The 25,415-nt window shown below is 72.2% G+C and carries 25 protein-coding genes and 1 riboswitch; of the genes, 9 read left to right on the plus strand and 16 right to left on the minus strand.

The window, feature by feature from the left end:
• Window positions 1-103: 103 nt before the first annotated feature.
• From FIV44_RS05195 to FIV44_RS05240, 10 genes are all read right to left on the minus strand, one after another.
• Window positions 104-715 carry a LysE family translocator gene (locus FIV44_RS05195; protein ID WP_141003527.1) on the minus strand — a complete coding sequence of 204 codons (612 nt, stop codon included), beginning with the start codon at window positions 713-715 and terminating at the stop codon, window positions 104-106.
• Window positions 716-782: 67 nt separating this feature from the next.
• Window positions 783-1,427, minus strand: a complete 645-nt coding sequence (locus FIV44_RS05200) for a response regulator (RefSeq protein WP_141003528.1) — start codon at window positions 1,425-1,427, stop codon at window positions 783-785.
• Window positions 1,424-3,193 carry a sensor histidine kinase gene (locus FIV44_RS05205; RefSeq protein WP_141003529.1) on the minus strand — a complete coding sequence of 590 codons (1,770 nt, stop codon included), beginning with the start codon at window positions 3,191-3,193 and terminating at the stop codon, window positions 1,424-1,426. The genes FIV44_RS05200 and FIV44_RS05205 overlap by 4 nt, the downstream gene beginning before the upstream one ends.
• On the minus strand, window positions 3,190-3,867 hold the full coding sequence (locus FIV44_RS05210) for a hypothetical protein (protein WP_141003530.1): 678 nt from the start codon (window positions 3,865-3,867) through the stop codon (window positions 3,190-3,192). Before FIV44_RS05210 ends, FIV44_RS05205 begins: the two co-directional genes overlap by 4 nt.
• Before the next feature lie 85 nt (window positions 3,868-3,952).
• Complete coding sequence (locus FIV44_RS05215; RefSeq protein ID WP_141003531.1) at window positions 3,953-4,987, minus strand: hypothetical protein; 1,035 nt, start codon at window positions 4,985-4,987, stop codon at window positions 3,953-3,955.
• Window positions 4,988-4,995: 8 nt separating this feature from the next.
• Window positions 4,996-6,561, minus strand: coding sequence for a hypothetical protein (locus FIV44_RS05220; protein WP_141003532.1), 1,566 nt, complete (start codon window positions 6,559-6,561; stop codon window positions 4,996-4,998).
• 116 nt (window positions 6,562-6,677) lie between these two features.
• Entirely contained in the window at window positions 6,678-8,474 is a 1,797-nt protein-coding gene (gene metG, locus FIV44_RS05225; RefSeq protein ID WP_141003533.1) for a methionine--tRNA ligase, read from the minus strand.
• A 35-nt stretch (window positions 8,475-8,509) separates the two neighbouring features.
• Window positions 8,510-9,727 (minus strand): N-acetylmuramoyl-L-alanine amidase, encoded by a 1,218-nt coding sequence (locus tag FIV44_RS05230; RefSeq protein ID WP_141003534.1) that lies wholly within the window; start codon window positions 9,725-9,727, stop codon window positions 8,510-8,512.
• A 189-nt stretch (window positions 9,728-9,916) separates the two neighbouring features.
• Entirely contained in the window at window positions 9,917-10,564 is a 648-nt protein-coding gene (locus FIV44_RS05235; RefSeq protein WP_141003535.1) for a mycothiol-dependent nitroreductase Rv2466c family protein, read from the minus strand.
• A gap of 53 nt (window positions 10,565-10,617) precedes the next feature.
• Window positions 10,618-12,024, minus strand: a complete 1,407-nt coding sequence (locus FIV44_RS05240) for a CHAP domain-containing protein (RefSeq protein WP_181411005.1) — start codon at window positions 12,022-12,024, stop codon at window positions 10,618-10,620.
• A gap of 162 nt (window positions 12,025-12,186) precedes the next feature.
• On the opposite strand from FIV44_RS05240, the gene pepN reads away from it, so the two are divergent.
• On the plus strand, window positions 12,187-14,757 hold the full coding sequence (gene pepN / locus FIV44_RS05245) for an aminopeptidase N (RefSeq protein WP_141003537.1): 2,571 nt from the start codon (window positions 12,187-12,189) through the stop codon (window positions 14,755-14,757).
• 7 nt (window positions 14,758-14,764) lie between these two features.
• Here pepN and FIV44_RS30265 read toward each other — a convergent pair whose 3' ends face one another.
• On the minus strand, window positions 14,765-15,136 hold the full coding sequence (locus FIV44_RS30265) for a DUF5130 family protein (protein ID WP_181411006.1): 372 nt from the start codon (window positions 15,134-15,136) through the stop codon (window positions 14,765-14,767).
• Window positions 15,137-15,294: 158 nt separating this feature from the next.
• Window positions 15,295-15,675 carry a hypothetical protein gene (locus FIV44_RS05255; protein ID WP_141003539.1) on the minus strand — a complete coding sequence of 127 codons (381 nt, stop codon included), beginning with the start codon at window positions 15,673-15,675 and terminating at the stop codon, window positions 15,295-15,297.
• Window positions 15,676-15,757: 82 nt separating this feature from the next.
• Here FIV44_RS05255 and FIV44_RS05260 point away from each other — a divergent pair, with 82 nt between their 5' ends.
• From FIV44_RS05260 to FIV44_RS05275, 5 genes are all read left to right on the plus strand, one after another.
• Entirely contained in the window at window positions 15,758-16,780 is a 1,023-nt protein-coding gene (locus tag FIV44_RS05260; RefSeq protein WP_141003540.1) for a mechanosensitive ion channel family protein, read from the plus strand.
• Between the two features lie 7 nt (window positions 16,781-16,787).
• A complete protein-coding gene (locus FIV44_RS05265; RefSeq protein WP_141003541.1) occupies window positions 16,788-17,186 on the plus strand; it encodes a globin in 399 nt (132 codons plus the stop codon).
• 135 nt (window positions 17,187-17,321) lie between these two features.
• The gene (locus FIV44_RS30270) at window positions 17,322-18,083 is read left to right on the plus strand and encodes a hypothetical protein (protein WP_181411007.1); all 762 of its coding nucleotides are present in this window, start codon (window positions 17,322-17,324) and stop codon (window positions 18,081-18,083) included.
• A gap of 92 nt (window positions 18,084-18,175) precedes the next feature.
• Entirely contained in the window at window positions 18,176-18,736 is a 561-nt protein-coding gene (locus tag FIV44_RS05270) for an RNA polymerase sigma factor (RefSeq protein ID WP_181411008.1), read from the plus strand.
• A 21-nt stretch (window positions 18,737-18,757) separates the two neighbouring features.
• Window positions 18,758-19,543, plus strand: coding sequence for an enoyl-CoA hydratase/isomerase family protein (locus FIV44_RS05275; RefSeq protein ID WP_141003543.1), 786 nt, complete (start codon window positions 18,758-18,760; stop codon window positions 19,541-19,543).
• Here FIV44_RS05275 and FIV44_RS05280 read toward each other — a convergent pair.
• The gene (locus FIV44_RS05280; RefSeq protein WP_141003544.1) at window positions 19,518-20,429 is read right to left on the minus strand and encodes an acyl-CoA thioesterase; all 912 of its coding nucleotides are present in this window, start codon (window positions 20,427-20,429) and stop codon (window positions 19,518-19,520) included. The genes FIV44_RS05275 and FIV44_RS05280 overlap by 26 nt on opposite strands.
• A gap of 56 nt (window positions 20,430-20,485) precedes the next feature.
• On the opposite strand from FIV44_RS05280, the gene FIV44_RS05285 reads away from it, so the two are divergent.
• From FIV44_RS05285 to FIV44_RS05295, 3 genes are read left to right on the plus strand one after another with little or no spacing between them, the layout of a single operon-like run.
• Window positions 20,486-21,700 (plus strand): acetyl-CoA C-acetyltransferase, encoded by a 1,215-nt coding sequence (locus FIV44_RS05285; protein ID WP_141003545.1) that lies wholly within the window; start codon window positions 20,486-20,488, stop codon window positions 21,698-21,700.
• Window positions 21,701-21,733: 33 nt separating this feature from the next.
• Window positions 21,734-22,303: a GNAT family N-acetyltransferase gene (locus FIV44_RS05290; RefSeq protein WP_141003546.1), complete on the plus strand. Its 570-nt coding sequence runs from the start codon at window positions 21,734-21,736 to the stop codon at window positions 22,301-22,303.
• 4 nt (window positions 22,304-22,307) lie between these two features.
• On the plus strand, window positions 22,308-22,820 hold the full coding sequence (locus FIV44_RS05295) for a MarR family winged helix-turn-helix transcriptional regulator (protein WP_141003547.1): 513 nt from the start codon (window positions 22,308-22,310) through the stop codon (window positions 22,818-22,820).
• A gap of 7 nt (window positions 22,821-22,827) precedes the next feature.
• Here FIV44_RS05295 and FIV44_RS05300 read toward each other — a convergent pair whose 3' ends face one another.
• From FIV44_RS05300 to FIV44_RS05310, 3 genes are all read right to left on the minus strand, one after another.
• Window positions 22,828-23,940, minus strand: coding sequence for a transposase (locus tag FIV44_RS05300; RefSeq protein ID WP_219996303.1), 1,113 nt, complete (start codon window positions 23,938-23,940; stop codon window positions 22,828-22,830).
• Window positions 23,941-24,426: 486 nt separating this feature from the next.
• Window positions 24,427-24,786, minus strand: a complete 360-nt coding sequence (crcB, locus tag FIV44_RS05305) for a fluoride efflux transporter CrcB (protein ID WP_141003548.1) — start codon at window positions 24,784-24,786, stop codon at window positions 24,427-24,429.
• Window positions 24,783-25,289, minus strand: coding sequence for a fluoride efflux transporter FluC (locus tag FIV44_RS05310; RefSeq protein ID WP_141003549.1), 507 nt, complete (start codon window positions 25,287-25,289; stop codon window positions 24,783-24,785). The genes crcB and FIV44_RS05310 overlap by 4 nt, the downstream gene beginning before the upstream one ends.
• Before the next feature lie 53 nt (window positions 25,290-25,342).
• A riboswitch (Fluoride riboswitch) is annotated at window positions 25,343-25,407 on the minus strand.
• Window positions 25,408-25,415 lie beyond the last annotated feature (8 nt).

A 25,415-nucleotide genomic window follows, 5' to 3' on the forward strand; every position in this document is an offset into this window, starting at 1 on the left:
GAGCGCGTCGCTCGTTCCTCGCGCCGCGCTGCCGCGCTCGCGGTCGGCTCGGCGACGGGCTGGGCTGATCTGGCGGCAAGACCGTCGGCGATGGGTCGCAGCATCAGCGGGACTCGACCGCCAGCCGGCCGGCCAGCAGCGCGAAGCTCGCGGCGAACGCCTTGCGCATCCGGTCGACGACCTTCGGTCGTGACAGGACCTGGTCGCGGACGGCGGCCGCGCAGACGCCGTACAGCGCGAAGACGGCGAAGGTCATCGCCATGAAGACCGCACTCAGGCCGAGCATCGCGGGCACTGCGCCGGAGCCGGCGGGGACGAACTGCGGCAGGAAGGCGAAGAAGAAGATGGTCAGCTTCGGGTTGAGCAGGTTGAGCGTGACGCCGGAGACGAGCACCGCACGGACCGAGCCGGTGCGGGCGGCGTCCTCGTCCACGGTCAGCACGCCGCGGTCGCGCCAGGTCGACCAGGCCATGTACAGCAGGTAGGCGACGCCGGCGTACTTGATGGCCGCGAAGGCCACGCCGCTGGCGTGGAGCAGGGCCGCGAGCCCGGTGATGGCGGCCAGCATGTGCGGCACCGTGCCGAGGGTGCCGGCGAAGGCGGCGAGGACGCCGGCGCGGGTGCCGCGGGTCAGGCCGGCGGCGATCGCGTAGAGCGCGCCCGTTCCCGGGGTCGCGACGATCACCAGCGAGGTGAGGAGGAAGGCGGTGCTCATGCACAGGGAGACTAGGCGAGCCGCCGGGATTCGTCGTACGTCGAGAAGCGTATTCCCGACGAGAGACTCAGCCCGCCGGATAGTCGGCGGCCGTGGCCAGCTCGACGAGGTGGGCGCGGTCGCGGGCGTCCAGCTTGGCGAGGATGTTGGACAGGTAGTTGCTGACGGTCTTCTCGCTCAGGCCGAGCGCGGCGGCGATCTGCCGGTTGCTCCGGCCGCGCAGGAGCTCGGCCAGCAGGTCGTGCTCGCGGTCGGTGAGCTGGGGGAACGGCCGCGCGGGCGCGGGCCGGGCCAGCTGACGGTGCACGCGCTCGGCCGCCTGCGGCGCGAGCACCGCCTGGCCGGCGTACGTCGACTCGATCGCGCGGACCAGGTCGTCGACGCCGGCGTCCTTGAGCAGGTAGCCGCGAGCGCCCGCGCGCAGGGCGGGGAGCACCGAGTCGTCGTCGGCCATCGTCAGCATGAGGACGGCGATCTCCGGGCGGGCCTCGGCGAGCCGGCGGGTGGCCGCGATGCCGCCCCCGCCCGGCATCTTCACGTCCATCAGCACCACGTCCGGCGCCAGGGACAGGGCGAGCTCGACCGCCTGCTCCCCCGACTCGGCCGCGCCGACCAGCTCCACCCGGTGGGCGTGGGCGGCGAGCAGGGTCTGGATGCCCTCGCGGTAGAACACGTGGTCGTCGGCGACCAGGACGCGGACCGGGCCGGTCACCGCTGCCTCCTCGCGGTGGCGGCGCCGAGCGGGAGGCGGGCGGTGACCTCGGTGCCGCCGCCGGGCGGCGTGGCGATCTCGCAGGCCCCGCCGAGCTCCTCGGCCCGGTCGCGCATCGAGTGCAGCCCGGTGCCGGGCGGCGCCGCACCGAGGCCGACGCCGTCGTCGCGCACCGTCAGCCACAGGGTGCGCCCGTCGGAGGCGAGCCGCACCCGGATCGTGCGCGCCGCGGCGTGGCGGGCGGCGTTGGTGACGGCCTCCGTGGCGATCCGGTACGCCGCGGTCTCGACCACCGGCGGCATCGACCCCAGCCCGTCGGCGTCCACCTCCACGGCCAGCCCCTCGAAGCGGTCGCCGGCCGCCTGGAGCGCACCGACCAGCCCGAGCTGCTCCAGCTCGGGTGGGCGGAGGTCGCGCACGAGCGCCCGGATGTCGCCGATCACGCCGCGGGTCTGCTCGGCCACGTCGGCCAGCAGCCGGTCCGCGGTGTCGGGGTCCTGCCGCATCAGCGAGCGCGCGGCGTCCATCCGCTGGTAGAGCGAGGCCAGGGTCGGCCCGAGCCCGTCGTGGAGGTCCCGCTGCAGCCGGCGGCGCTCGTCCTCGCGCGCGACCAGGATCCGCTCACGGGACTCCCGGAGCTCGGTGAGCAGGGCGAGCGGGTCGAGGCTCCGCCCGTAGACGAACCGGTCGACGACCCGCTGCACCCGCAGCCGGAGCGGGTGGAACGCGACCGCCACGACGACCGTCGCGGCGAGCGGCCCGGCCAGGTCGTTGGCCGGCCAGATCAGGCCGCCGATCCCGGCGAGCACGGCGTACGCCGCGACGACGAGCCCCGTGAGCACGGCGTACACGAGCGCACGGTTGACCCAGAGGTCGACGTCGTACAGCCCGTGGCGGAGCACGGCGACCGTGATCGACGCCAGCAGCAGGCCGGCGATCAGGTAGCTGACCAGCTGGACCGCCGCGTTGCCGACCAGCGCGCCGACGCCGACGTCGTCGAGCAGCCCCCGCAGCGGCGTCAGCACCGCCACCAGGGCGAGCACCGCCCACAGCGCCAGAGCGACCACGACGCCGCGGGTCTGCCGCCGCTGCTCGGGCGTCGACACCCTCCGGTAGCGGTGGATCGCGGCCCAGGCCGCCGAGCCGAACAGCAGCGGCAGCGGCCAGGTCTCCACGAGGCTGTCCGGGTCCGGCTCGTGCCCGGCGACCGGGAGCAGCAGCACGTAGCCGAAGTACGCCGGCCAGCCGGCCATCGCCCAGCGCGACCAGCGCGGCACGACGCGGCCGTCGGGGAACAGGTAGGCGATCAGGATCCAGGCCGCCCAGCCGAGTCCCTGCAGCAGCTGGACCGCCTCGCCGGTGCTGCCGCCGAGCGCGTCGCGGTAGACGACCGACATCGCGCCGCCCATCGTCGACCACAGGGAGAGGGCCGCGGCGACGTACAGCCGGAACCAGGTGTCCGCGCCGCGCAGCACCAGCACGGCCGCGGTGAGCCCGGCCGCGGCGACCAGCACCTCGAGCAGCATCGGGTACGCCGCGGCCAGGCCGAACGGGATGCCCGCGTCCGCGACGACGGAGCGGAAGGCGTCCTCGGTCCAGCTGTCGGGCATCGCCCAGACGGCGGCGGCGGAGCGGCTGCCGTGCGCCCAGAGCACCAGCCCGCCGAGGAACAGCGCGGCGCAGGCGGCGACCCAGGCGCGGGCGCAGGCCTGGCCGACCCGCCACCAGGACAGGCCGACCCCGCCTGCGACCGGGGCTGCGGTCATTCCTCGGACGGTACGCGGCTGCGCAGCACCCCGCCACCGAGGACGGCCCAGAAGATGCCGAGCAGGAACGGCGGCAGCCCGCCCCTCAGGTCGGCGAACTCGTCCGGCCCGACGATGATCGGCAGGTACACCAGCAGCTCGACGATCCAGTACAGCGCCAGGATCGCCGCGATCGCGACGGCCGTCCGCCGGGCGATCCCCGCCCGGACGAGCGCGACCGCCACCAGGAGGGTCGCCGGGTAGGTGCCGATCCAGCCGGCGCCGAGGCTGAGCAGCCCGGACGCCGGATAGGTCCAGCTCTCGCCGTACGTCGCGTGGTCGAAGCCGAAGCCGATCGACGACACGACGACGTACGCCGTGCAGAGCGCGACCGCGACGGCGGCGAGCACCGGGACCAGCGACAGCGCCGGGAACCGCTCCGGCAGCCGGGGCCCGAGCACGGCCAGCCCGGCCGCGGCCAGGACCGACGGCAGCACCCAGAGCAGGTTGACCGCGAACCAGCCGACGCCGAGGTCGGACATCTGCGCGGTGGTCAGCTCGGCGCTGGACTCGACCTTCCCCGCGAGGAGGGTGATGGCGGCGACGAGATAGGCGACGAAGGCGGGCAGCGAGGCCACCAGCAGCCAGGCCGGCCGGGTGAGCGAGCGACGGGTCGCTTCGGTGACGAGTGTCATGACGGGTTCCTCTCGTGGGACGACGAGAGGACGCTGCCCCGCCCGGCTTCCCGGGCGGTAGGGAGTGCTCGGGCTCGGCCCGGGATCAGCCCGCCTGCTCGACCTCGAGGCCGGTCAGCGTCGGCGTTCGGGTCGCGGTGTCGAAGCCGATCTCTCCCCTGCCGGTGAACCTCATGGTGCGCACACCCTGTCGGGCGACGTACCGGAACGCGCCCGAGACGGCGACCCCGTCGTCGACGGCGTCGACGGTGATCGTGGGCCTCCCCGCGAGCCCCTTCCACCACCCCGGCGCGGAGGGATCCCCGTCGGCGCGGACCGTCTGCACGAGGTCGAGGAACGGGCACTGGCCGAAGGCGTCCGGTCCGCCGCACGAGTCGGCTCTCGTCGTGAAGGCCTCGGCGATGACAGCCCGGGTGTCGGCCGTGGCCGCCAGGGTCGGGACGGGCTCGGCGGTCGCGCTTCCGGGCAGGACGACGACGGGCGTCGGCACCGACGCGAAGTAGGGATCGATCCGCTTCTCGGCGCGGTAGACGGCCGGGTAGAGGGGCTGGACGTCGCCGTCGCCGTCACCGGCGGCGCTGACCCGGGGCCTGCGCTCGAGCAGGATGTCGCCCAGTCGGATGTCGGTGTCGACGTTCAGCAGGCCCGGCTCGTCCCAGTCGACCGATCCCACCATCGGGGAGGCGACCCGCCAGCCGTCCTCGTCCCGGCCGAGCACCAGCGGCCAGGTGTGCTCCTCGCCCGCGAGCCGGTAGCGCACCTCGACCTCGACCGGATCCTCCAGCGTGGACGCGGCGGGCAGATCCGCCGGGGGGTCCACCGACCGGGGGTCGCCGAGCGAGAGGACCTCGATCCGCTCGTCGGCAGCGGCGAGGAGGCGGGCCGCGTCGTCCAGCGCACGGGTGTCCTCCGCCGTCATCGTCGTCAGCTCCGAGAGATCGCCGTCTCCCGAGGCGATCAGGTCGACATAGCGCTGCGCCGCACGGGCGGCGTCGTCGTGGGAGGACGACGCCCGCACCCACGCGATGACGACCACCGCGGCGACGACCACCACGGCTGCGACCGCGAACGCGACGATCCTGTGCCGCGCCACCGGCGCCCGGGGGGTGTGCGAGCTCATCTGTGCCGTCAGTACGGGGTCGGGCCGCCGCCGTGGCCGGGCCGGGGCGGGACGTAGTAGGGGTCGACCGGCGCGCCCGGCCCGGCGCGCGATCCGGAGTCGGGGTCGGGAGCCGCCTGCTCCTGGTCACCCGGGTCGACGACGCCCACATCGAGCTTGTCGTACTGCGCCTTGAACGCCGCGTCCGTCGCTGCGTCGGCGTCCCGGATGTAGCCCGCCGCGATCCTGCACTGCTCGCCGGCCTCGACCATGTCGAGACCGGTGCTCCGCATCAGCTTGTGGACCCACTCCAAGGTGGCGTCGTATCCGGACCGCGGGCCGTACGATCCCCAGCCGATCCGGTAGTCGCGCTCCCAGATCGACGCCTTGCTCAGCGCCGCCTCGTCGGCGGAGCCGACCACGACGGCGCCCAGGCTGGGGAGGGTGTAGCGGCCGATCTCCTCGAACAGCTCGGGCTTGAAGGCGAGCGAGTTGGGCCCGTTCCAGTCGACGCCGGTCTGGTCGTCGTGCCCGCGGATCCCGCGGCCACGGTGGATGTGGAAGTTGTCGATCTGATCGTCCCGGCTGACGAAGTCGGTGGCCTTCTCGAGGGCCTCCCAGATGTAGTACTCGGAGTGGTAGATGTCGTCGTCGAGGTTCTTCGCTGCCTTCTCGAGGCTGGTCATCACCTCCTCGAGGCTGCCGCCCGACACCGATCCCGACGGCGCCTCCGGCGGCGCCTCGGGGGTGCCGAAGAGCTTGGCGACATCCATGGCGACGCCGGCGGCCGCGATGCTCTTCTGGATCACCTTCCCGCCCGGCACGTAGTCCGCGACGATGCCCGTCACGCCGGTGACGATCTTCCACGCCAGCGCCGCGCTCTCGGTGTCCCCGGACTCGGCGACGCCGGTGAAGGCCGCGAGCGCGCTGTCCGCGATCTCCGCGATCGCCGGCCGCGCCTTGAACCAGATCTCCTGCTCGGCGCACAGCCCCTGGGCGAGCCGGATCAGCAGAGCGCGCTGGTTCTGGGTGACCGTCTCACAGCGCACCTTGCCGTAGCTGTTCTCGAACGCGCGGACCGTCTGCCCCGACCAGCCGCTGTAGTCCCCGCCGTTGACCCGCCCGAGCTGGGTGAGGATGAGGTCGCGGATGTCACCGGCGGCGAAGTAGTCGCCGTCGCCGGTCAGCGTCAGGTCGGCGATCGCGTTGTGGAGGTGGCCGATCGGGTTGTCGAAGTCGTCCGGATCCGGCACCTCCTTGGCCGTCCACGGCTCGAACACCGCGTCGATGCGCTCACGGATCTTGTTGAAGTCGCCGACGTACTTGTCCTCCTCGTCGGGGTCCGGGGCCAGGGGGATGCGCATCTTCCATCGGCCCCCGCCCTCGCCGTCCTCCCCGGGACGGGTGACCTCCTCCGTGGTCGGGCCGAACATCCCCGTGCTCGGGTGGACGTAGTAGTACAGGTCGCCGTGGATGGTCCAGCCCGAGATCCCGACCCCGTCGCTGCCGCCCCAGGTGTCCTCGCACATGAAGGCGTCGATCGCAGCCCGTTTGATCTTGCCGACGGTGGTCTTCAGGTCGTCGTAGCTGCTCATCGATCAGTCCTGCCCGAGGGGAACATGGTGATCGGCGGATGCCCGGGGAAGCGATGCTGGAAACCTCGACGACGCGAACTGCCCGGTGCCCGGGAGGGCGACCGGCGGCTCGTCGCTCACGCATCCAGCCGGGCCAGCTCCTCCTCGACCAGCGAGGGGTCGAGCTTGGTGAAGACCGGCGTCGGCTTGGCGACCGGGCGGCCGACCTCGACCGGGTGCCGCCGCCAGGCCGGCGCCACGGCGTAGTCGCCGGTGATGATCGGGTACGCCCGCGCGGGGTCGTCGAGGTCGGTGACCTCCTCGATCCCGGGCATCGGCGCGACCTCGCCCGCGCCGCCGAGCGCCCGGTCGACCTCGTTGGCGGAGAACGGCAGGAACGGGCTGAGCAGCAGGTTGAGGTCGGCGACGCACTGGGCCATCACGTGCAGGATCGTGCCGAGGCGCTCACGCTGGTCCTCGCCCTTGAGCTTCCACGGCTCGGAGTCGGAGACGTACTTGTTGACGTCGGCGACCGCGCGCATCGCCTCGCCGATCGCCTGCTTCTGCCGGTGTCGGCCGATCAGCTCGCCGACCGTGTCGAACGCGGTCTCGGCGGCGGCGAGGACCGCCTCGTCCTCGGGCGTGAGGGGGCCGGCGGCGGGGATCTCGCCGAAGTTCTTCGCGATCAGGGTGGCGGTGCGATTGACCAGGTTGCCCCAGCCGGCGACCAGCTCGTCGTTGGTACGACGCACGAACTCCGCCCAGGTGAAGTCGGAGTCCTGGCTCTCCGGGCCGGCCGCGGCGACGAAGTAGCGGAAGGCGTCGGGCTGGTAGCGGGCGAGCAGGTCGCGGACGTAGATGACGACCTTCTTGGACGAGGAGAACTTCCTGCCCTCCATGGTGAGGAACTCACTGGAGACGACCTCGGTCGGCAGGTCGAGGACGCCGTACTCCCGGGGCTCGCCGCCCTTCGACCCCTTGCCGGAGTAGGCCAGCAGCTCGGCCGGCCAGATCTGGGAGTGGAAGGTGATGTTGTCCTTGCCCATGAAGTAGTAGGAGAGCGCGTCCGGGTCGTTCCACCAGGCCCGCCACGCGTCGGGGTCGCCGGAGCGGCGGGCCCACTCGATGGACGCCGACAGGTAGCCGATCACCGCGTCGAACCACACGTAGAGCTTCTTGGTGGGGTTCTCCCGCCACCCGTCGAGGGGGACGGCGATGCCCCAGTCGATGTCGCGGGTCATCGCGCGCGGGCGGATCTCCTCGAGGATGTTCTGCGAGAACCGGATCACGTTGGGCCGCCACAGCCCGGTCGCCTCCCGCTCGTCGAGCCACTCGGTCAGCGCGTCGGCGAGGGCCGGCAGGTCGAGGAAGAAGTGCTGGGTCTCGACGAACTCCGGCGTCTCGCCGTTGATCCGTGAGCGCGGGTTCTTCAGATCCTGGGGGTCCAGCTGCTTGCCGCAGTTGTCGCACTGGTCGCCGCGCGCGCCGTCGTACCCGCAGTTCGGGCAGGTGCCCTCGATGTAGCGGTCCGGCAGGGTGCGTCCGGTCGAGGGCGAGATCGCGCCGTACGTCGTCTGCTCGACGAAGTAGCCGTTCTCGTAGACGCCCAGGAACATCTCCTGCACGACGGCGTGGTGGTTGCGGGTGGTGGTGCGGGTGTAGAGGTCGTAGCTGATGCCGAGGCCGACCAGGTCCTCCACGATGAGCCGGTGGTTCTTGTCGGCCAGCTCCTGCGGGGTCATCCCGGCCTCGTCGGCGGCGATCAGGATCGGCGTGCCGTGCTCGTCGGAGCCGGAGACCATGAGGACGTCGTTGCCCGCCATCCGCTGGTACCGGCTGAAGACGTCGGAGGGCACCCCGAAGCCGGCCACGTGGCCGATGTGGCGGGGGCCGTTCGCGTAGGGCCAGGCGACAGCGGAGAGGACGTGCGTCATGCCCTGAATCCTAGGGTCGCGGCCCTCGGCCCCGCTCAGCGGCGCTTCTTCATCCGGCGGGCGGTCCGCAGCCGGATCTCCGGGAGGGCGTCGTACAGGTACTGGCCGGGGCACTCGGTGTCGTTGGTGTCGCGGTGGCCGTCGATGACGGGCAGCGTCACCCAGGTGCCCTTCGGGTAGCGGTCGCTGCCGTGCGACTTGACCGGCGTCGTGCCGAGCGGGTCGCGGCGGTACTTCCGCAGCTTCCAGGCGGCCACCTTCGCGATGCCGGCCAGCACCTTCGGCGTCGGCGCGACCTCCTGGTAGCTGCCGAGCACGGCGATCCCGACCGAGGTGTGGTTGAAGCCGAGGGTGTGCGCGCCGCGGATCTCGCGGTCGGGGTCGCGCCGACCGGCCCAGATCCGGCCGAAGCGGTCGACGAAGAAGTTGTAGCCGACGTCGGACCAGCCGAGCGTCTTGGTGTGGTAGCGGTAGATCGCGCGCAGGATGCGCGGCACGTCGCGCTTGCGGTAGTCGTTGCCGGTCGCCGTGTGGTGGACGTGGACCTGCTCGACGGTCTTGACCTTCTTCGGCCTCCCCGTCGCCCAGCGCTCCTTGGCGCCCCACGCGCGGCGGCTGCGGATCTTCGGTCGCCGGGCCTTGCGGCGCGGCCGTGCGGCGACGTCGACGTCGACGTCGTCCTGGGCGTGCCTGCCGGGGTCGATCAGGGTCAGCACCGGGTCGTGCACCGCCCCGGTCACCTCGACCTGCACCCCATCGCTGTCGCCGACCCAGAGCGGCTCGGTCGCCACCCGGCCCGTGCGGCCCTCGCCGGTGCCGCGGTCCGGCAGGTCGTGCAGCGCCGGGACGGCGCGCCACGGCCCCCAGGCGCCACCCGCACGCCGTACCCGCACCCGGACCTGGCCGGTGCCCGCGGCCGGGGCCGTGGCCGTGGCCGTGGCCCAGGTGACGCCCAGTAGCGCGAAGCGGTCGGTGCGCTGCGCCGCGGTCCGCAGCACCGCACCGCGCGCCGCGACCTGCGGGTCCTGGGTCAGCGCGACGTCGACCGCTGACCCCACGCCGTCGTCGTCACGGCGCAGTCGCAGCCGTGGTGCTCCCCCGGCCCGCGCGGCGCCCGGCGCGAGGCCCGGACCGGCGAGGCCCGGGGCGGCCCCCGCCGGTCCGGACGACAGCGCGACGAGCGGTACGGCGACCACCGCCGCTCCGAGGGCGGCGAGGTCACGGCGGCGCAGGGACGGGTCCGAGAGGGTCATGACCATCGAGCATGCGTCATCGACCGGAAGAGAGGGAAGCGGCGCACCCCGCGTGTCGCACATCGCCACCCGTGGTCACATCCGCCCCACGCGTCACTGCGGGGGTGCGATTCATGCGGTTGTCAGGCGTTGCAACCCCTGACAACCGCATGGATCCCCGGATGTCCGGGGATCCATGCAGCCGCCCGCTCAGGAGAAGTCGAGCTCGCCGGTACGCGTCCGCTTGAGCTCGTAGAAGTACGGGAACGAGGCGACGGCGACGGCGCCGTCCCAGAGCCGGCCGGCGTCCTCGCCACGCGGGATCTTCGAGAGCACCGGGCCGAAGAAGGCGGCGCCGTCGATGTGGATGGTGGGCGTGCCGACGTCGTCGCCGACCGCGTCCATGCCCTCGTGGTGCGAGCGCGCCACGGCCTCGTCGTACGACGCGTCGCCGGCCGCCTCGACGAGGTCGGCCTCGAGCCCGACCTCGGCCAGCACCTCGGAGATCAGGCCGAGGGCGCCGTCCGGCTCCTCGTGGAGACGCCGGCCGCCGAGGTGGATGCGCTGGCCGAAGGCGTCGTACAGGGGGCGGAGGACCTGGTCGCCGTGGCGCTGCTGAGCGGCGATGAGGACCCGGACCGGGCCCCAGGCGGGGGCGAGCAGGGTGCGGTACTCGTCGGGGATGTCCCGGTCCTTGTTGAGGTACGCGAGGCTCATGACGTGCCAGGCGACCTCGATGTCGCGGACCTTCTCGACCTCGAGTATCCAGCGGGAGGTGATCCAGGCGAAGGGGCACAGCGGGTCGAACCAGAAGTCGGCCCGGTGCGGTGCCGACGCGGGCGTGGAGTTGTCAGCCATGTCTCGGCCAACCCGGCGACCCGCGCCGGCATTCCCGCAGGCTCAGCGCAGGCTCAGCGCACGCGGACGGTCCCGGTCACCTTCGGCGCCTTCGGGACCACGGTCGAGCCGAGATAGCGCGCGCGCACCTTCTTCGTGCCCCGCGCCATCGGCACCTTCACCTTGACGACCCCGTTCTCGAGCCGGACCTCGCGCTTCCACGACCCGATCCGGACGAGCACCTTGCCCGTGACCGGCAGCTTCCCCGCTGCGGTCACGCGCACCTTGGCGATCGCCCGCCCCTTCTTGGACTTGGTCTTGAGGGTGACGAGCGCCGGGCTGGTCACCAGCTGGGCGGTGGCGAGGGTCTCGGTGCGCGCCAGGAACTGCGGCTTGGCGGCGGTCACCTGGACCGCGACCGACGTGCCGACGTCCTCCGCCGTGAGCTGGTACGACGGCGCCGTGGCGCCGGCGATGGGTGCGCCGTTACGCGTCCACTGGTAGGTGACGGCGGCGTCGGCCTGGTCGTAGGCGCCCGGGGTCGCGGTCAGCACCTCGCCGAGGGCGGGGGTGCCGGTCATGGTGGGCGGCGCGGTCGGGTTGATCACGCCGGCGAGGACGGGGCCGAGGTCGTAGAAGGGCGACACATAGGTCGTGTAGCCGGCCTGCTTCGCCACCACCCGCAGGCTGATCTGCTTCCCGAGGAGGTCGGGCGTCAGGGCCAGGTTGGGCGTGATGTTGTCGGCGATCCGGACGCCGTCGGCGAACCAGCGCCAGCGGTTCTCCGCCGGGGTCGGCGACCAGGTCCCGGCCGTCGCGGTGACGGTGGTGTCGACGACGAGGGGAGTGCTCACGACCGGAGCACCGGTCTGGGTGAAGACGGGCTCGGTGGGGGTCGTCGGAGGCGGCGGGGGTGCCGGGGGCGTGTCGATGAAGTGGATGAACCCGGTGGGCCACCGGCCGCTGGAGCGGGTGATGGACCGCCAGTGGAAGTCACCGCCCCAGGAGTCCTCGGAGACGATGATCTCGTCCGCCGAGACGACCTTCTCGACGTACGCGACGTGACCGGCCGAGCCGGAGCCGTTCGAGTAGCGCCCCCACCAGGCGATGGCGTGCTCGTTGGGCGTCTGGTCGGTGATCGAGGCCATGTACAGGCCCCACTCGCTGGCGTTGCCGCCGCCGGTCCAGGGCCGCTTGTTGGGCATGCCGGCGCCGACCAGCCGGTAGGCGACGTAGTTCGTGCAGTTGTGCCCGGCGTACATCTGCCAGTACATGGTCGAGCTGTTCGCCTTGTAGCCCCAGTGCGGGTAGCCCGCGTCCTTGCACGCCTTGTAACCACTGCAGAGGTAGGTGGTCCCTGCCGATGGGAGGAGTGGCTCGACCGAGGTCGGCGGTGGTCCGGCGAGGACGAGATAGGACGCCAAGAGGGCGCTGGCGGTGGTCGTGGTCCCCCAGCGCGCGGCCCGGCCTGGTGTGCGCATGCCGAACACCATCGGACACAACAGCCCCAGAACGCAACAAAAACCCCGAAAATCCCATCGTTCACTGGCGTGTCGCGTTGACAATCGGGAGTTACATGGTTGTAGTTCGCCGCCCTCGCTCCGATTGTCGGACAACTCCGGCCGGGTGCAAGGATGGCTGCCATGCCCGGCACCAACCTCACCCGCGACGAGGCGGCCACCCGCGCCGCGCTCGTCGACGTGACGTCCTCCGTGATCGATCTCGACCTCTCCGGCGCGACGGAGGAGGGCGTGGAGACCTTCGGGTCGACCACCACGCTGACCTTCACCTGCCGTCAGCCGGGCTCGGCCACCTTCGCCGACCTGGTCGGCGCGACGGTCCACGAGATCACCCTCAACGGCGTCGCGCTCGACCCCGCCACGGCGTACGCCGACAGCCGGATCGCGCTGCCCGACCTCCGGGCCGAGAACGTCCTGGTCGTCCGGGCCGACTGCACCTACTCCCACACCGGCGAGGGCCTGCACCACTTCGTCGACCCCGCCGACGGCAACGTCTACCTCTACTCCCAGTTCGAGGTCCCCGACGCCCGCCGCGTGTTCACCACCTTCGAGCAGCCCGACCTCAAGGCGCCGTTCACCTTCAACGTGACCGCACCGGCGCACTGGAAGGTCGTCTCCAACGCGGCCACGCCGGAGCCGACGCCGGTGCGCGACGGCGTCGCGCTGTGGGCCTTCCCGCCGACCGCGCCGTTGTCGACGTACATCACCGCGGTCGTCGCCGGCGACTACCACGAGGTGCAGGACGTCTACGAGGGCGAGCACGGCACCATCCCGCTGGGCCACTACTGCCGCCAGTCGCTCAAGGAGTACCTCGAGCGCGACCGCGAGGAGATCGTCACCCTCACGAAGCAGGGCTTCGCGTTCTTCGAGGAGGCCTTCGGCTATCCGTACCCGTTCGGCAAGTACGACCAGCTCTACGTGCCGGAGTACAACATGGGCGCGATGGAGAACGCCGGCGCGGTGACCCTGCGCGACGAGTACCTCCCCCGCTCCCGCCAGCCGCGCTCGTTCTACGAGTTCCGCGCCTCGGTGATCCTGCACGAGATGGCGCACATGTGGTTCGGCGACCTCGTGACCATGAAGTGGTGGGACGACCTGTGGCTCAACGAGTCGTTCGCCGAGTGGGCCTGTTACCACGCCGAGGCCCTCGCCACGTCGTACGTCGACGCGTGGACCGGCTTCACCAACGCCCGCAAGCAGACCGGCTACCGCGCCGACTCGCTGCCCTCGACCCACCCGATCGCGGCCGACAACGTCGACCTGCACGCCGTCGAGGTCAACTTCGACATGATCACCTACGCCAAGGGCGCGTCGGTGCTCAAGCAGCTCGTCGCCTGGGTCGGGCTGGACCCGTTCCTCTCCGGCCTGCGCCAGTACTTCCACGACCACGCGTTCGGCAACACGGAGTTCTCCGACCTGCTGACCGCGCTCGAGAAGTCCTCCGGCCGCGAGCTCACCGGCTGGGCCCAGGAGTGGCTCCAGACGGCCGGCACCAACACCCTCTCCCCCGTGTTCGAGCTGGCCGAGGACGGCAGCTACGCGTCCTTCGCGGTGACGCAGACCGCACCGGCCGACCACCCGACGCTGCGGCGCCACCGGATCGGCATCGGGTTCTACAACACCGTCGACGGCCGGCTGACCCGCACCGACTCCGTCGAGGTCGACGTCGAGGGCGCGCGCACCGAGCTGGCCGAGCTGGTCGGCCGGGCCCAGCCCGAGCTGCTGCTGCTCAACGACCAGGACCTCGCCTTCGCGAAGATCCGCCTCGACGAGCGCTCCCGCGCGACCGCGGTGGCCCGCCTCTCCGACCTCGACGACTCGCTCGCCCGCGCGCTGATCTGGAGCGCAGCGTGGGACATGACGCGCGACGCCGAGCTCTCCGCCACCGACTACGTCGAGCTGGTGCTCGGCAACATCGGGCAGGAGACCGACGCCTGGGGCGTCAGCCGGATCCCGGTGTACGCCGCCCAGGCGGTCACGCTCTACAGCGACCCCGCTCGCCGTAGCGAGCTCGCCGGGCGCTGGGAGCAGGGCCTGCGCACGCTGCTCGCCGCCGCCGAGCCCGGCACCGACCATCAGCTGACGTTCGCCCGCGCCTACGCCGCGGCCGCCACCAGCGAGGGCGCGATCGCCGACCTGGAGGGACTGCTGGACGGCTCGCTCGCCTTCGACGGCCTCGCGGTCGACCAGGACCTGCGGTGGTCGCTGCTGACCGCCCTCGCGCGCCTCGGCCGGGCCGACAACGGACGGATCGACGGCGAGCTGGCCGGCGACAACACCATCTCCGGCCAGGAGAAGTCCGCCGCCGCCCGCGCGGCCCAGCCCACCGCCGAGGCCAAGGAGCGCGCCTGGACCCAGGCCCTGCTCGACCCGTCGGTGCCCAACGAGACCCAGCGCAGCGTCGTCCTCGCGTTCTGGCAGCCCGGCCAGGAGGACCTGCTCGCGCCGTACGTCGAGCGCTACCTCGCCGAGGTCGCCGGCACCTGGGAGCGGCTGGGCAGCCACAAGGCGTCGGTCGCGCTGGAGTTCATCTTCCCGCGGCTGCTCGCCACGCAGGCCACGCTCGACGCCGTCGACGCCTGGCTCGACGCCCATGCGGCGAGCGTCAACCCCGGCGCGGTGCGCTACGTCCGCGAGGGCCGCGCCGACGTCGCCCGCGCGCTGGCCGCCCAGTCCCGCGACGCCCGGCCCTGACGCCGGGTCAGTCCTTGGCGAGCTCGCCCAGCAGCTCGATGCCGCGGGTGAGGCCGCCGGCGAGGTCGCCGGCGGCGAACCTCTCGGTCATCGCGGCGACGGCCTGCTGGGACTCGTCGTCGGTGAGCCGCTCCCGGGTGTGACCGCCGGTGACGATCTCCACGACGCGGCGGTCGGGGTCGACCATGATCAGGATGCTGCGCGAGGGCAGCACGAGCGTGTTGTGCAGGCTGGTCGCGAAGTCGCGCGGGTTGCCGCTGGCGGCACCCACGAAGACCGAGATCTCCGCCCGGCAGGCCTGCTCGGCCGTGCGGATGGTGACGTCGAGAGCGGCGCGCTCGGTGGCGCTGAGCCTCGATCCTTGGATGGACGCCGTCACGAGCGGCACCACAGGGGTGTGATGGCAAGGCGCCGTCGCGAAGGCAGACTGGGCGTCTTTCGAGCGTCGGCAACGCCGCCAGCGCGCCGCTGTGGGGTCGCGTAGCAGGCGGCCATCCACGGATCGAGGCTCAGGGCCGTGGTGCTCATGACCGGCGACTACCAGCTGCCGCCGGCGCCGCCGGCCTTCGAGTCGTCGGAGTCGGGGGCGGCCAGCTCGCCGGTCGCCTTGCGGGGACCGCCGAGCCACTGGTTCTCCGGCTCGAGGGCGTTGATGCTCAGGTCCTCGCCCCGCGCCAGGGCGGGGGCCACGAAGAGCAGCGTGATGATCACGAAGACCAGCAGCGGCACGCCGCCGAGGTAGAGCCACGCGTGGAGCACGTCGACGTCGGGCTTGGCCTCCCAGCTGGCCGCGCCGTTGCCCGGGCGCGGCTCGGGGGTGTCGGCCGACGCGGAGCCCGCTCCGGCGACGACGAGCAGGGCACTCACCCCGACGAGGGAGCACACGGCGATCAGGCGGCGTACGGCAGTGCTGGTCACGGGAGGATGCTATCGGCTCCCGCTCCCGCGCGGCGCGGTGGTGTCGCCCCGGGTCCTCACCACCCTTTGGGACACTGGGGGGATGTCCGCACTCCTGCTCCTTGCCCCTGAGCCGGCCAGCCCCTGCGCCGACGGCGAGACGGTCTGCGACCTCACCTGGGAGGTGACCGGGAACCGTCGGCTGGCGGAGTGGTCCGACGTGATCATCGGCAAGCCGCTGGCGATCATCGGCCTGATCCTGTTCGGCCTGGCGATCCGCTGGCTGCTCCAGCGACTGGTCGACCGGATCGCGCGCCGCGCCGAGCGCGGCGTCCTGCCCGAGCGGGTCGAGAGCGCCGTGACCGCGCGCCGCAAGCAGCGGGCGGCGACCATGGCCGGCGTCCTGAAGAGCATCATCACCTTCATCGTCGTCGCGATCGTCGGCACGATGGTGCTCAGCGAGGTCGGCGTCGACATCGCGCCCATCATCGCCAGCGCCGGCATCATCGGCATCGCGCTCGGCTTCGGCGCGCAGTCCCTCGTCAAGGACTTCCTCGCCGGCATCTTCATCTTCATCGAGGACCAGTACGGCGTCGGCGACGTCGTCGACGTGGGCGACGCGAGCGGCACGGTCGAGGTCGTCACGCTGCGGATGACCCGGCTCCGCGACGTCGAGGGCACGGTCTGGTACGTCCCCAACGGCGAGATCCTGCGGGTCGGCAACAAGAGCCAGAACTGGTCGCGTGCCGTCGTCGACATCGGCGTCGGGTACGGCGAGGACCTGGCCCGTGTCCAGCGCGTGCTCCGGGAGGTCGCCCACGACCTGTGGGAGGACGAGGACTTCAGCCACGTCATCATCGAGGCGCCGGAGGTCACCGGCGTCGAGATGCTCGCACCCGACTCGGTGACGCTGCGGGTGATGGTCAAGACCGCGCCGCTCGAGCAGTGGGGCGTCGCCCGCGCGCTGCGGCAGCGGATCAAGGCCCGCTTCGACCACGAGGGCATCGAGATCCCGTTCGCGCAGCGCGTCGTGTGGCACCGCGAGGACCGCCGCCACCGCGACGAGGAGGCCCATCTCGAGGACGAGACGGGGGCGGCGCCGGCCGCCTCGGGCGGCGAGGGATGATGGAGTCATGACCACCCCGCGGGCGAGCGAGGAGACGAGCTTCTACGAGGAGATCGGCGGGTTCGAGACCTTCCGGCGGATCGTGGCGACCTTCTACGAGGGCGTGGCCGCCGACGAGGTGCTCCGCCCGATGTATCCCGAGGAGGACCTCGGCCCCGCGGAGGAGCGCTTCCTGCTCTTCCTCGTGCAGTACTGGGGCGGCCCGACGACCTACTCCGATGCCCGCGGGCACCCGCGGCTGCGGATGCGGCACGCGCCGTTCGCCGTCGACCTCGACGCACGGGACCGCTGGCTGCGGCACTTCCGGGCCGGGCTCGACAGCGTGGACCTCACCCCGGAGCAGGACGCCCGGTTCTGGGAGTACGTCACCCACGCCGCCACCTTCATGGTGAACACGCCCGGCTGAGCCTGACGGTTTCTCCGCGCCGATGTAACACCCGGTGGCGGCCGCGACATGTTCCGGGTGAGGGCAGTCCCCCTCTCGGGTGGGGACTGAGCCCGCCCCGAGATCGCCGCCATCGTCGTCCCAGCAGAGCAGGCCATGACCCACGAGCGCCCCACCGAGCGGCTTCGCGTCGACGTACCGACGCTGGAGCCGGATCCGGCGTTCCTCGGCATGCTCGCCGAGCTGAGTGCGACCTCGCAGGCGGCGAGCCCCCGATCGACTCGGTCGGCCGGCTTCCGGATGGTCGTCGCGACCGGCTCCGTCGCCGTCATCGCGGCCGCCACCTGGGCAGCGGGCGTTCCCACCGGCGGAGGTACCCCACACTCCCCCGCCGACGGCCCGCCCCGGATCGGACCCACGGCCACACCGAGTCCGGTCGACGTCGGAACCCCACACTCCGACGTGACCACCCCGCCCGGCAGCCCCCTGTCCCCGGGGCTGCCGGGCTCCTCTCCCCCCGCCTCGACGGCGGAGCACGCGACCGACCCGGGCAGCGACGCCGAGGCGGAGCCCGGACGGTCCGCGGACGACCGGGACGCGAAGAAGTCCAAGGCCAAGGGCAAGAAGGCCAAGCCCCAGGACACCGCCAAGGGCACCCAGCACGGGACCCGCGACGGGAAGCGCGGACCGCGCGGCACCGGCGACGACGTCCGCGGGCCGCACGGCTGGAAGGGCGGCGGGTCGCAGGGCTGGCCGTGGAACGGCGACCGCAACGGCAAGGGCGGCCGGAACGGCGGCGCCGACGGCGGCTCGAACGGCGGCCGGAACGGCGGCCGCGACCACCGCGACGGCGACCGCGGCAACGGCCCGCGCTGGGGCAACGGCTACTCCGGCCACCGCGGAGGCCCGACGCGCTAGGCCGCCCGATCCCGGAATGCTCGCGTCGCGGGCCGTTCGCGGGACAATGGGCGACACCGGCCGGGAGCACCCGGCAGGGCAGGACAACAGGGGTGGGGACACGTCCGGTGCGGGCCGACGACGAGCTCGTCACTGCAGCCAAGCGCGGTGACGCCGCGGCATGGCGCGAGCTCTATCGCGCGCACGCCGGCCGGCTGCTGCTCTGGCTGGAGGCCCGCTCCACGCCCGGCGGCGAGGCCCCCGACGACCTGGCGGCCGCGGCGTGGCTGGTCGCCGCCGAGCGGATCGCGGACTTCTCCGGCAGCTCGTCGGACTTCGGCGGGTGGCTGTTCGGCATCGCACGCAAGCACGCGGCGAACGCCTCGCGTCGTACCGCCACCCGGGTCCGGGGGCTCGACGTCCTCGCCGCGGACGCCACCCGGACCGTCGCGCCCGCGGAGACCGGCATCCTGGCCGACGAGTGGGTGCGCCAGGCGCTCGCCGCCCTCCCGCCGCGGGAGCGTGACGTGATCGCCTGCACCGAGGTGCTCGACCTCGACGCGAGCGCGACGGCCGCGGCGCTCGGCATGACCGCGGTCGCGGTCCGGGTCGCCCGGCACCGCGGCCTCAAGCGGCTCCGCGCGCATCTCGGGACACCTCCCGACCCGGCCTAGAACAGGTTCTATTGTGGTCCCATGACGCTGCAGGTGTCCGACGACCGCCGGGTCCGCACCCTCACCCTGGACCGCCCCGAGGCGCTCAACGCCTTCAACGAGGAGCTGTACGACGCCACGGCGGACGCGCTCCTCGCGGCGGCCGAGGACCCGGGGATCGCCGTGGTGCTGCTGACCGGCGCCGGCCGGGCGTTCAGCGCCGGCACCGACCTGCTGGAGATGCACCAGCTGGCGACGGATCCCGACGTCCCGCGCGGCAAGCACGGGTTCATCGGCCTCGTCGACGCGCTCGTGGACTTCCCGAAGCCGCTCGTCGTCGCGGTCAACGGGCTCGGGCTCGGCATCGGCGCGACGATCCTGGGCTTCGCGGACCTCGGCTTCATGGCGGCCGAGGCCCGGCTCAAGTGCCCCTTCACCGCACTCGGGGTCGCACCGGAGGCGGCGTCGTCGTACCTGTTCCCGGCGCTGGTGGGCCGTCAGCACGCCGCATGGGCGCTGCTGTCCTCGGAGTGGATCGGCGCGGAGGAGGCGCAGCGGATGGGGCTGGTCAAGGAGGTGTGCCCGGCCGAGGAGCTGATGGCGACCGCGCGCCGACACGCCGAGGTGCTCGCCGCGAAGCCGATCTCCTCGCTCGTCGCCGTCAAGCACACCATGACCGCGCCGCACCGCGCGGCGATCCGGGAGGCGCGGGACCGGGAGAACGCCGCCTTCGCCGAGCTGATGGGCGGGCCGGCCAACCTGGAGGCGCTCGCAGCCTTCGCCGAGGGCCGCGAGCCGGACTTCACCCGGCTGCCGCCGGGCTGGTGACCATGTCGCCGAGCGCCTCGACGAGGGCCTCGCGGAAGCCCGCCACCGGGGCGACGGCACGCTGCGTCTCGGGATCGAAGAACACCAGGACCACCCGCGAGCGGGCGAGCACCCTGCCCTCCGGCGACCGGTCGGTGCCGTCGGTGATCTCGGACTCGATCACCATGGACTTCGTGCCGACGTGCGAGATCACCGACCAGCAGTCGTAGGGCCGCGGCCGCAGCACGATCGGTCCGACGTACTCCACGTCGGAGCGGGCCAGCACGCTCATCATCCGCGGGAAGTCCCGCAGCGCCTCCCGCAGGCGCCCGATGCTGCCGATCCGCGCCTCCTGGAAGTACTCGAAGTACTTCACGTTGTTGACGTGGCGGTAGATGTCGAGGTCGGAGAAGCGAACCTGCACCGGGTAGTGCGCGGCCCGGTCGCGCGGCACGTCCACCAGCACCGGTCGCGAGCGCTCCTCGCCGGGCTCGGCGTACGGCGCCAGCGCGTTCCGCTCCTGCTCGTCGAGGCGCCGGGGCATCCCGGTCTCGAGGACGAAGGGCGCGAGCACGGTGCGGGCCCGCAGGTAGACCGTGCGCGTCCCGTCGGGCTGCTCCTCGAAGATCTCGTGGTCGAGCGTGAAGCTCGCCGTCCTGATCTCGCTGACCCACGACTCGATCGCCACGGACTGGAACCGGAAGCGCAGCGGCGCCCGGAAGGTGACCTCGTGCCGGCGCACGACGTACGCGTCGTTGTGGTGGTGCTCGACGCCCGCGGCGGTCCGGCAGGCGTGGAGCAGGGCACCGCGCGCCTCCTGGAGGTAGTCGACGTACTTCACGTTGTTGACGTGGTTCAGCTGGTCGATGTCACCCCAGCGGAGGGGGCAGTCGTAGCGGTGCCGCACGCGGCGCACACTACGCTGTGCTGGTCTCCACCTGCCTTCCAGACCGAGGAGTGTCCATGCCCGAGGCCGTGATCGTTTCCGCCGCCCGCACCCCCATCGGACGGGCCAACAAGGGCTCGCTCAAGGACTTCCGTCCCGACGACCTGACCGCGTTCATCGCCCAGGCCGCGCTCGACAAGATCCCGGCGCTCGACCCGGGCGACGTCGACGACCTGCTGCTCGGCTGCGGCCTGCCCGGCGGCGAGGCCGGCAACAACATGGCGCGCGTCGTCACCACCCTGATGGGCTACGAGATCCCCGGCGCCACCATCACCCGCTACTGCTCCTCCTCGGTGCAGACCTCCCGGATGGCCTTCCACGCCATCAAGGCCGGCGAGGGCGACGTCTTCATCTCCGCCGGCGTCGAGACCGTGTCGCGCTTCCAGTTCGGGACCTCCGACCACATCCCGAACACCAAGAACCCGCTCTTCGCCGACGCGGAGAAGCGCACCGAGGAGTACGCCGCGGGAGGCAAGGACTGGCACGACCCGCGCGAGGACGGCCTGCTGCCCGACATCTACATCGCCATGGGCCAGACCGCCGAGAACGTCGCGCGGCTGCGCGGGCTCCGGCGCGAGGACCTCGACCGCTTCGGCGTCCGCTCGCAGAACCTCGCCGAGAAGGCCATCGCCGACGGCTTCTGGGAGCGGGAGATCACTCCCGTCACCCTCGCCGACGGCACCGTCGTCACCCAGGACGACGGCCCGCGCGCCGGCGTCACCTACGACGCGATCTCCCAGCTGCAGCCGGTGTTCCGGCCCGACGGCGTGGTCACCGCCGGCAACTGCTGCCCGCTCAACGACGGCGCCGCCGCCGTCGTGATCATGTCCGACACCAAGGCCGCCGAGCTCGGCCTCACCCCGCTCGCCCGGATCGTGTCCACCGGCGTCTCCGGCCTCTCCCCCGAGATCATGGGCCTGGGTCCGGTCGAGGCCACCCGCAACGCCCTCAAGTACGCCGGCATGACCATCGACGACATCGACCTGGCCGAGATCAACGAGGCCTTCGCCGCCCAGGTGCTGCCGTCGGCCGAGGACCTCGGCATCCCGATCGAGAAGCTCAACGTCAACGGCGGCGCCATCGCCGTCGGCCACCCCTTCGGCATGACCGGCGCCCGCCTGCAGAACACCATGCTCAACTCGCTCGACTGGCACGACAAGACCACCGGCCTGATCACCATGTGCGTCGGCGGCGGCCAGGGCATGGCCATGATCCTCGAGCGCCTCTCCTGACCCTGTCGGTGGTGGGCCGTACCTTTCGATGACATGAGCATCGAGGTGCGGCCCGCCACCGTCTTCGAGGACGTGCGGGCGCTGGTGGGGCCGAAGCGCCCGGAGTCCAATGTGTGCTGGTGCCTGAGCTACCGGATCCCCTCCAAGCTCAACACCACGCTGCACGGCCCGGAGCGCGGGGATTACGTCGCCCGGCTGCTCGAGGACGGGCCACTGGGCGTGCTGGCCTACGACGGCGACGAGCCGGTCGGCTGGGCGGCGGTGGCGCCGCGGGCCGACACGACCTTCGCGACCAACCGGAGGATCCCCCACGTCGACGACCTGCCGGTGTGGTCGGTGTGGTGCATCCGGGTGCGCCCCGGTCACCGCCGGAAGGGCATCTCGCACGCCCTCATCCGCGGAGCGGTCGGCTTCGCGCGCGAGCACGGCGCCCCCGCGCTGGAGGCCTACCCGCTCGACAACAAGGGCGCGAAGGTCGACCTGACGATGGCCTATCCCGGCCTGCGGAAGAACTTCGAGGCCGCCGGGTTCCGGTACGTCGCCGACACCTCGTCCGTGCTCAGCGGGCACCCGCGGGTGCTGATGAGGATCGCCTTAGACTGACGCGGTGACCGACGAGAGCGCTGCGCCCGCGGCGGCCGGCCACGAGCCGCGGTGGCTCGATCCCGACCAGCAGTCCGCGTGGCGCTCGTTCGTGCTCGGCACCACGCTGCTCCTCGACCGCATCGACGAGGACCTGCGCCGTGAGCACGGCCTCTCGGCGGTCGAGTACGAGATCCTGGTCCGGCTCTCCGAGGCCGGCGGGACGCTCCGGATGGCGCAGCTCGCCGCGGCGCTCGCCCACAGCCGCAGCCGGGTGACCCACACGGTCAAGCGGATGGAGGCAGCGCGCCTCGTGGAGCGCGAGGAGTCCCCCGACGACGGCCGCGGCGTCGACTGCCGGCTCACCGACGCGGGCGCGGCCATGCTGCGCACGGCCGCGCCGAGCCATGTCGAGACCGTGCGCGACTCCCTGATCGACCTCGTCGACCACGCGGACCTGATGGCCCTCGGCCGCGTGATGAACGCCGTCTGCGACCAGCTCATCTGCGCGCACCCGGAGCGCGAGATCCGGGGCTGAGACGCTTCTATGGGTTGTCAACCCCCTGTGCGGCGAGGTGTCGGTAGATCTCGCGGGCGATGTAGCGCTTGAGGCAGCGGCGGATGCGTCGTTTGCTGAGTCCTTGCTCGGTGCGGCGGGCGACGTAGTCGCGGGTGCGTTCGTCGTGTCGCATGCGAGAGTTGGCGATGGTGTGGAGTGCGCTGTTGAGCTGTCGGTCGCCGGTGCGGTTGAGGCGGTGTTCATGACGGTGTTCGTGGCGGTTGCCGGAGGCGACCTCGAGCGGGCTGACGCCGCCGAGTTTCGCGAACGCGGCCTCGTCACGGACCCGGCCTGGGTGGGACCAGGCGGCCAGCACGACCGCCGCGGTGGTCGGCCCGACGCCGGGCAGGTCGAGCAGCGGGGCGTGGGTGTCGGTGACGAGGTCGAGCAGGGCCTGCTCGTTGGTGTCGACCTCGATGTCGAGGGCCAGGACCCGGGTCGCGAGCCGGATCGCTTCGGCACGTGCGGTGGCCTGAGCGAGGGTGTCGGACGTGCGGGTCCGCCAAGCAGTGATGACACGGATGATGGGCCGGCTGACCTTCTTCCGAGCATCGATAGTGAGCCCGTGAGTGCGCAGCAGCGCGTTGAGGGCGTTGACTGCTCGGGTCCGCTCGCTGGTCATCGCGTCCCGGGCGGTGAGCAGGATCTGCAGGACGGTCGAGGTCTGCCCGGCGCGGGCGTCGGCGAGCTGGTCCAGGGGCTTGTGGAGGCTGCCTCGGGCCGCGACGACGGCGTCGACGTGGTCGACGTGGTCGTTCTTGCCGGTGCCGCGTTCCCGCTTCGGCGAGGGCGCGTCGACGACCCGGTAGCCGGCTTGGGCCAGGAGCGCGGTGATCTGGGCGCCGTAGCTGCGAGTTCCCTCGATACTGACCAGTATCCGGTCCAGGTCCCCGCCGGTGGGCCCGCCGGTGGGCTCGCCGGTACGGCGGCTGATCCAGGCCGCGGCCCGCAGCAGTCCCTTGTTGTGGGTGGGGAACTCGGCGTCGTCGAGGAGACCACCGGTGCGGGTGTCGATGATCGCGTAGTGGTGCGTCGCGGCGTGAGTGTCGACCCCGACGACGAACTCGTAGGCGTCTGCGACGATGGGGATGCCGGTCATGAGCGATGTGTTCCTCCAGGTAGATGGACTGTCCTCGACCGGTCGAACCGGCCGGACCATCCCGGGGAGAAGTCACTACGCGGCACTACTGTGATGGGTCACCACGCCCCGCGCAAACGAGGTGTGGGACAGGCTTCTGATCAGGCCAACGTGGTGGGCCGGGTGGCCGGCCGGTTCACCACCGTGATCGGACAAGTCTCAGACAAGACACCAACGCCATGAGCCGTCGGGTCAGCCTCAATCGGGGTCACGATCACGAAGGAGAACCAGCCGGGTCTCACCCTGCCAGCCAGCCCCGGGCCAGCCACAAGCAGCTCTCACAGCCTGAATCCACCGACTCGTCGCGTCGCGAGCGTCACCAGACGGGTGCGATCGCAAGGCGCAGACGCGACGGCGGTCTGGTTGCACCATCGAGCGTCTGCAACGCAGCGAGCGCGCCCGTGTGGTGGCGCGCAGCAGTCGGAAATCGGTGGATTCAGGCTGAGCTCACCACGAGGCGGTGAGCGCGAACCCGACGAAGGCGGCGCCGAGGCCGCCCAGCAGGGTGACCGACAGGTTCGCGAGGGCTGCCCAGCTCGCGCGCTCCTCGAGCAGCCGGACCGACTCGAACGCGAAGGTGCTGAAGGTCGTGAAGGCGCCGCAGAACCCGGTCCCCACCAGCAGGAGCAGCTCGGAGCCCGCCGCGCCGCCGTACAGGCAGCCGAGGAGCAGCGAGCCCGACAGGTTGATCGCCAGGGTCCCCCAGGGGATCCGGGAGGAGTGGCGGACCTGGACGAACCGGTCGACCAGGTAGCGCGCGGGCGCACCGGCCGCCGCCCCGACGCACACCAGGAGCCAGCCCGTCATCGCCGCACCACCAGCCGGGCCAGAGCCAGCCCCGCCGCGACGGCGACGAGGGCGGCGACGACGCTGCCGAAGAGGTAGGCCAGGGCGGTCCCGGGGTGCGGGGCGGCGCCGGCGAGCAGGTCCCTGCCCTGCACGGCGTAGGTCGAGAACGTGGTGAAGCCGCCGAGGACCCCGACGCCGGCGAACGGGCGGAGCAGCGGATGGGCGGCTCGGGTCTCCTGTACGACGACCATCAGCGCGCCCAGCAGGAACGAGCCCGCGACATTGGTCGCGAACGTCGCCCACGGGAACCCGCTCGCCTCCATCGGCCAGGCCAGCTCCAGGCGGTGCCGGGCCATCGCACCCAGCATCCCGCCGAGGGCGATCACCGCCAGCGTCGCGCGGTGCGCCGCCAGCTCGAAGCGCTGGCCCGGCGCCTGCAGGTCGACATCGGGGTCGATCGGCTCGACACCGGCCTGCGCGCGACCGGCCTGCGTCCGGTCGGGCTGTGGGTCGCGGGTCATGGGATGGTCCATGGCTCGCCTACCTCCGTCGGTCCCCTGGGCAGGGGGTGGTTGGGAAGGTAGGGACTGTCAGCAGCGGATCCTGCGGTTGTCGGCGAGCCCCATCGCCATCAGGGTCGAATCTAG

The sequence above is a fragment of the Nocardioides humi genome, assembly GCF_006494775.1.
Lineage (GTDB): Bacteria > Actinomycetota > Actinomycetes > Propionibacteriales > Nocardioidaceae > Nocardioides > Nocardioides humi.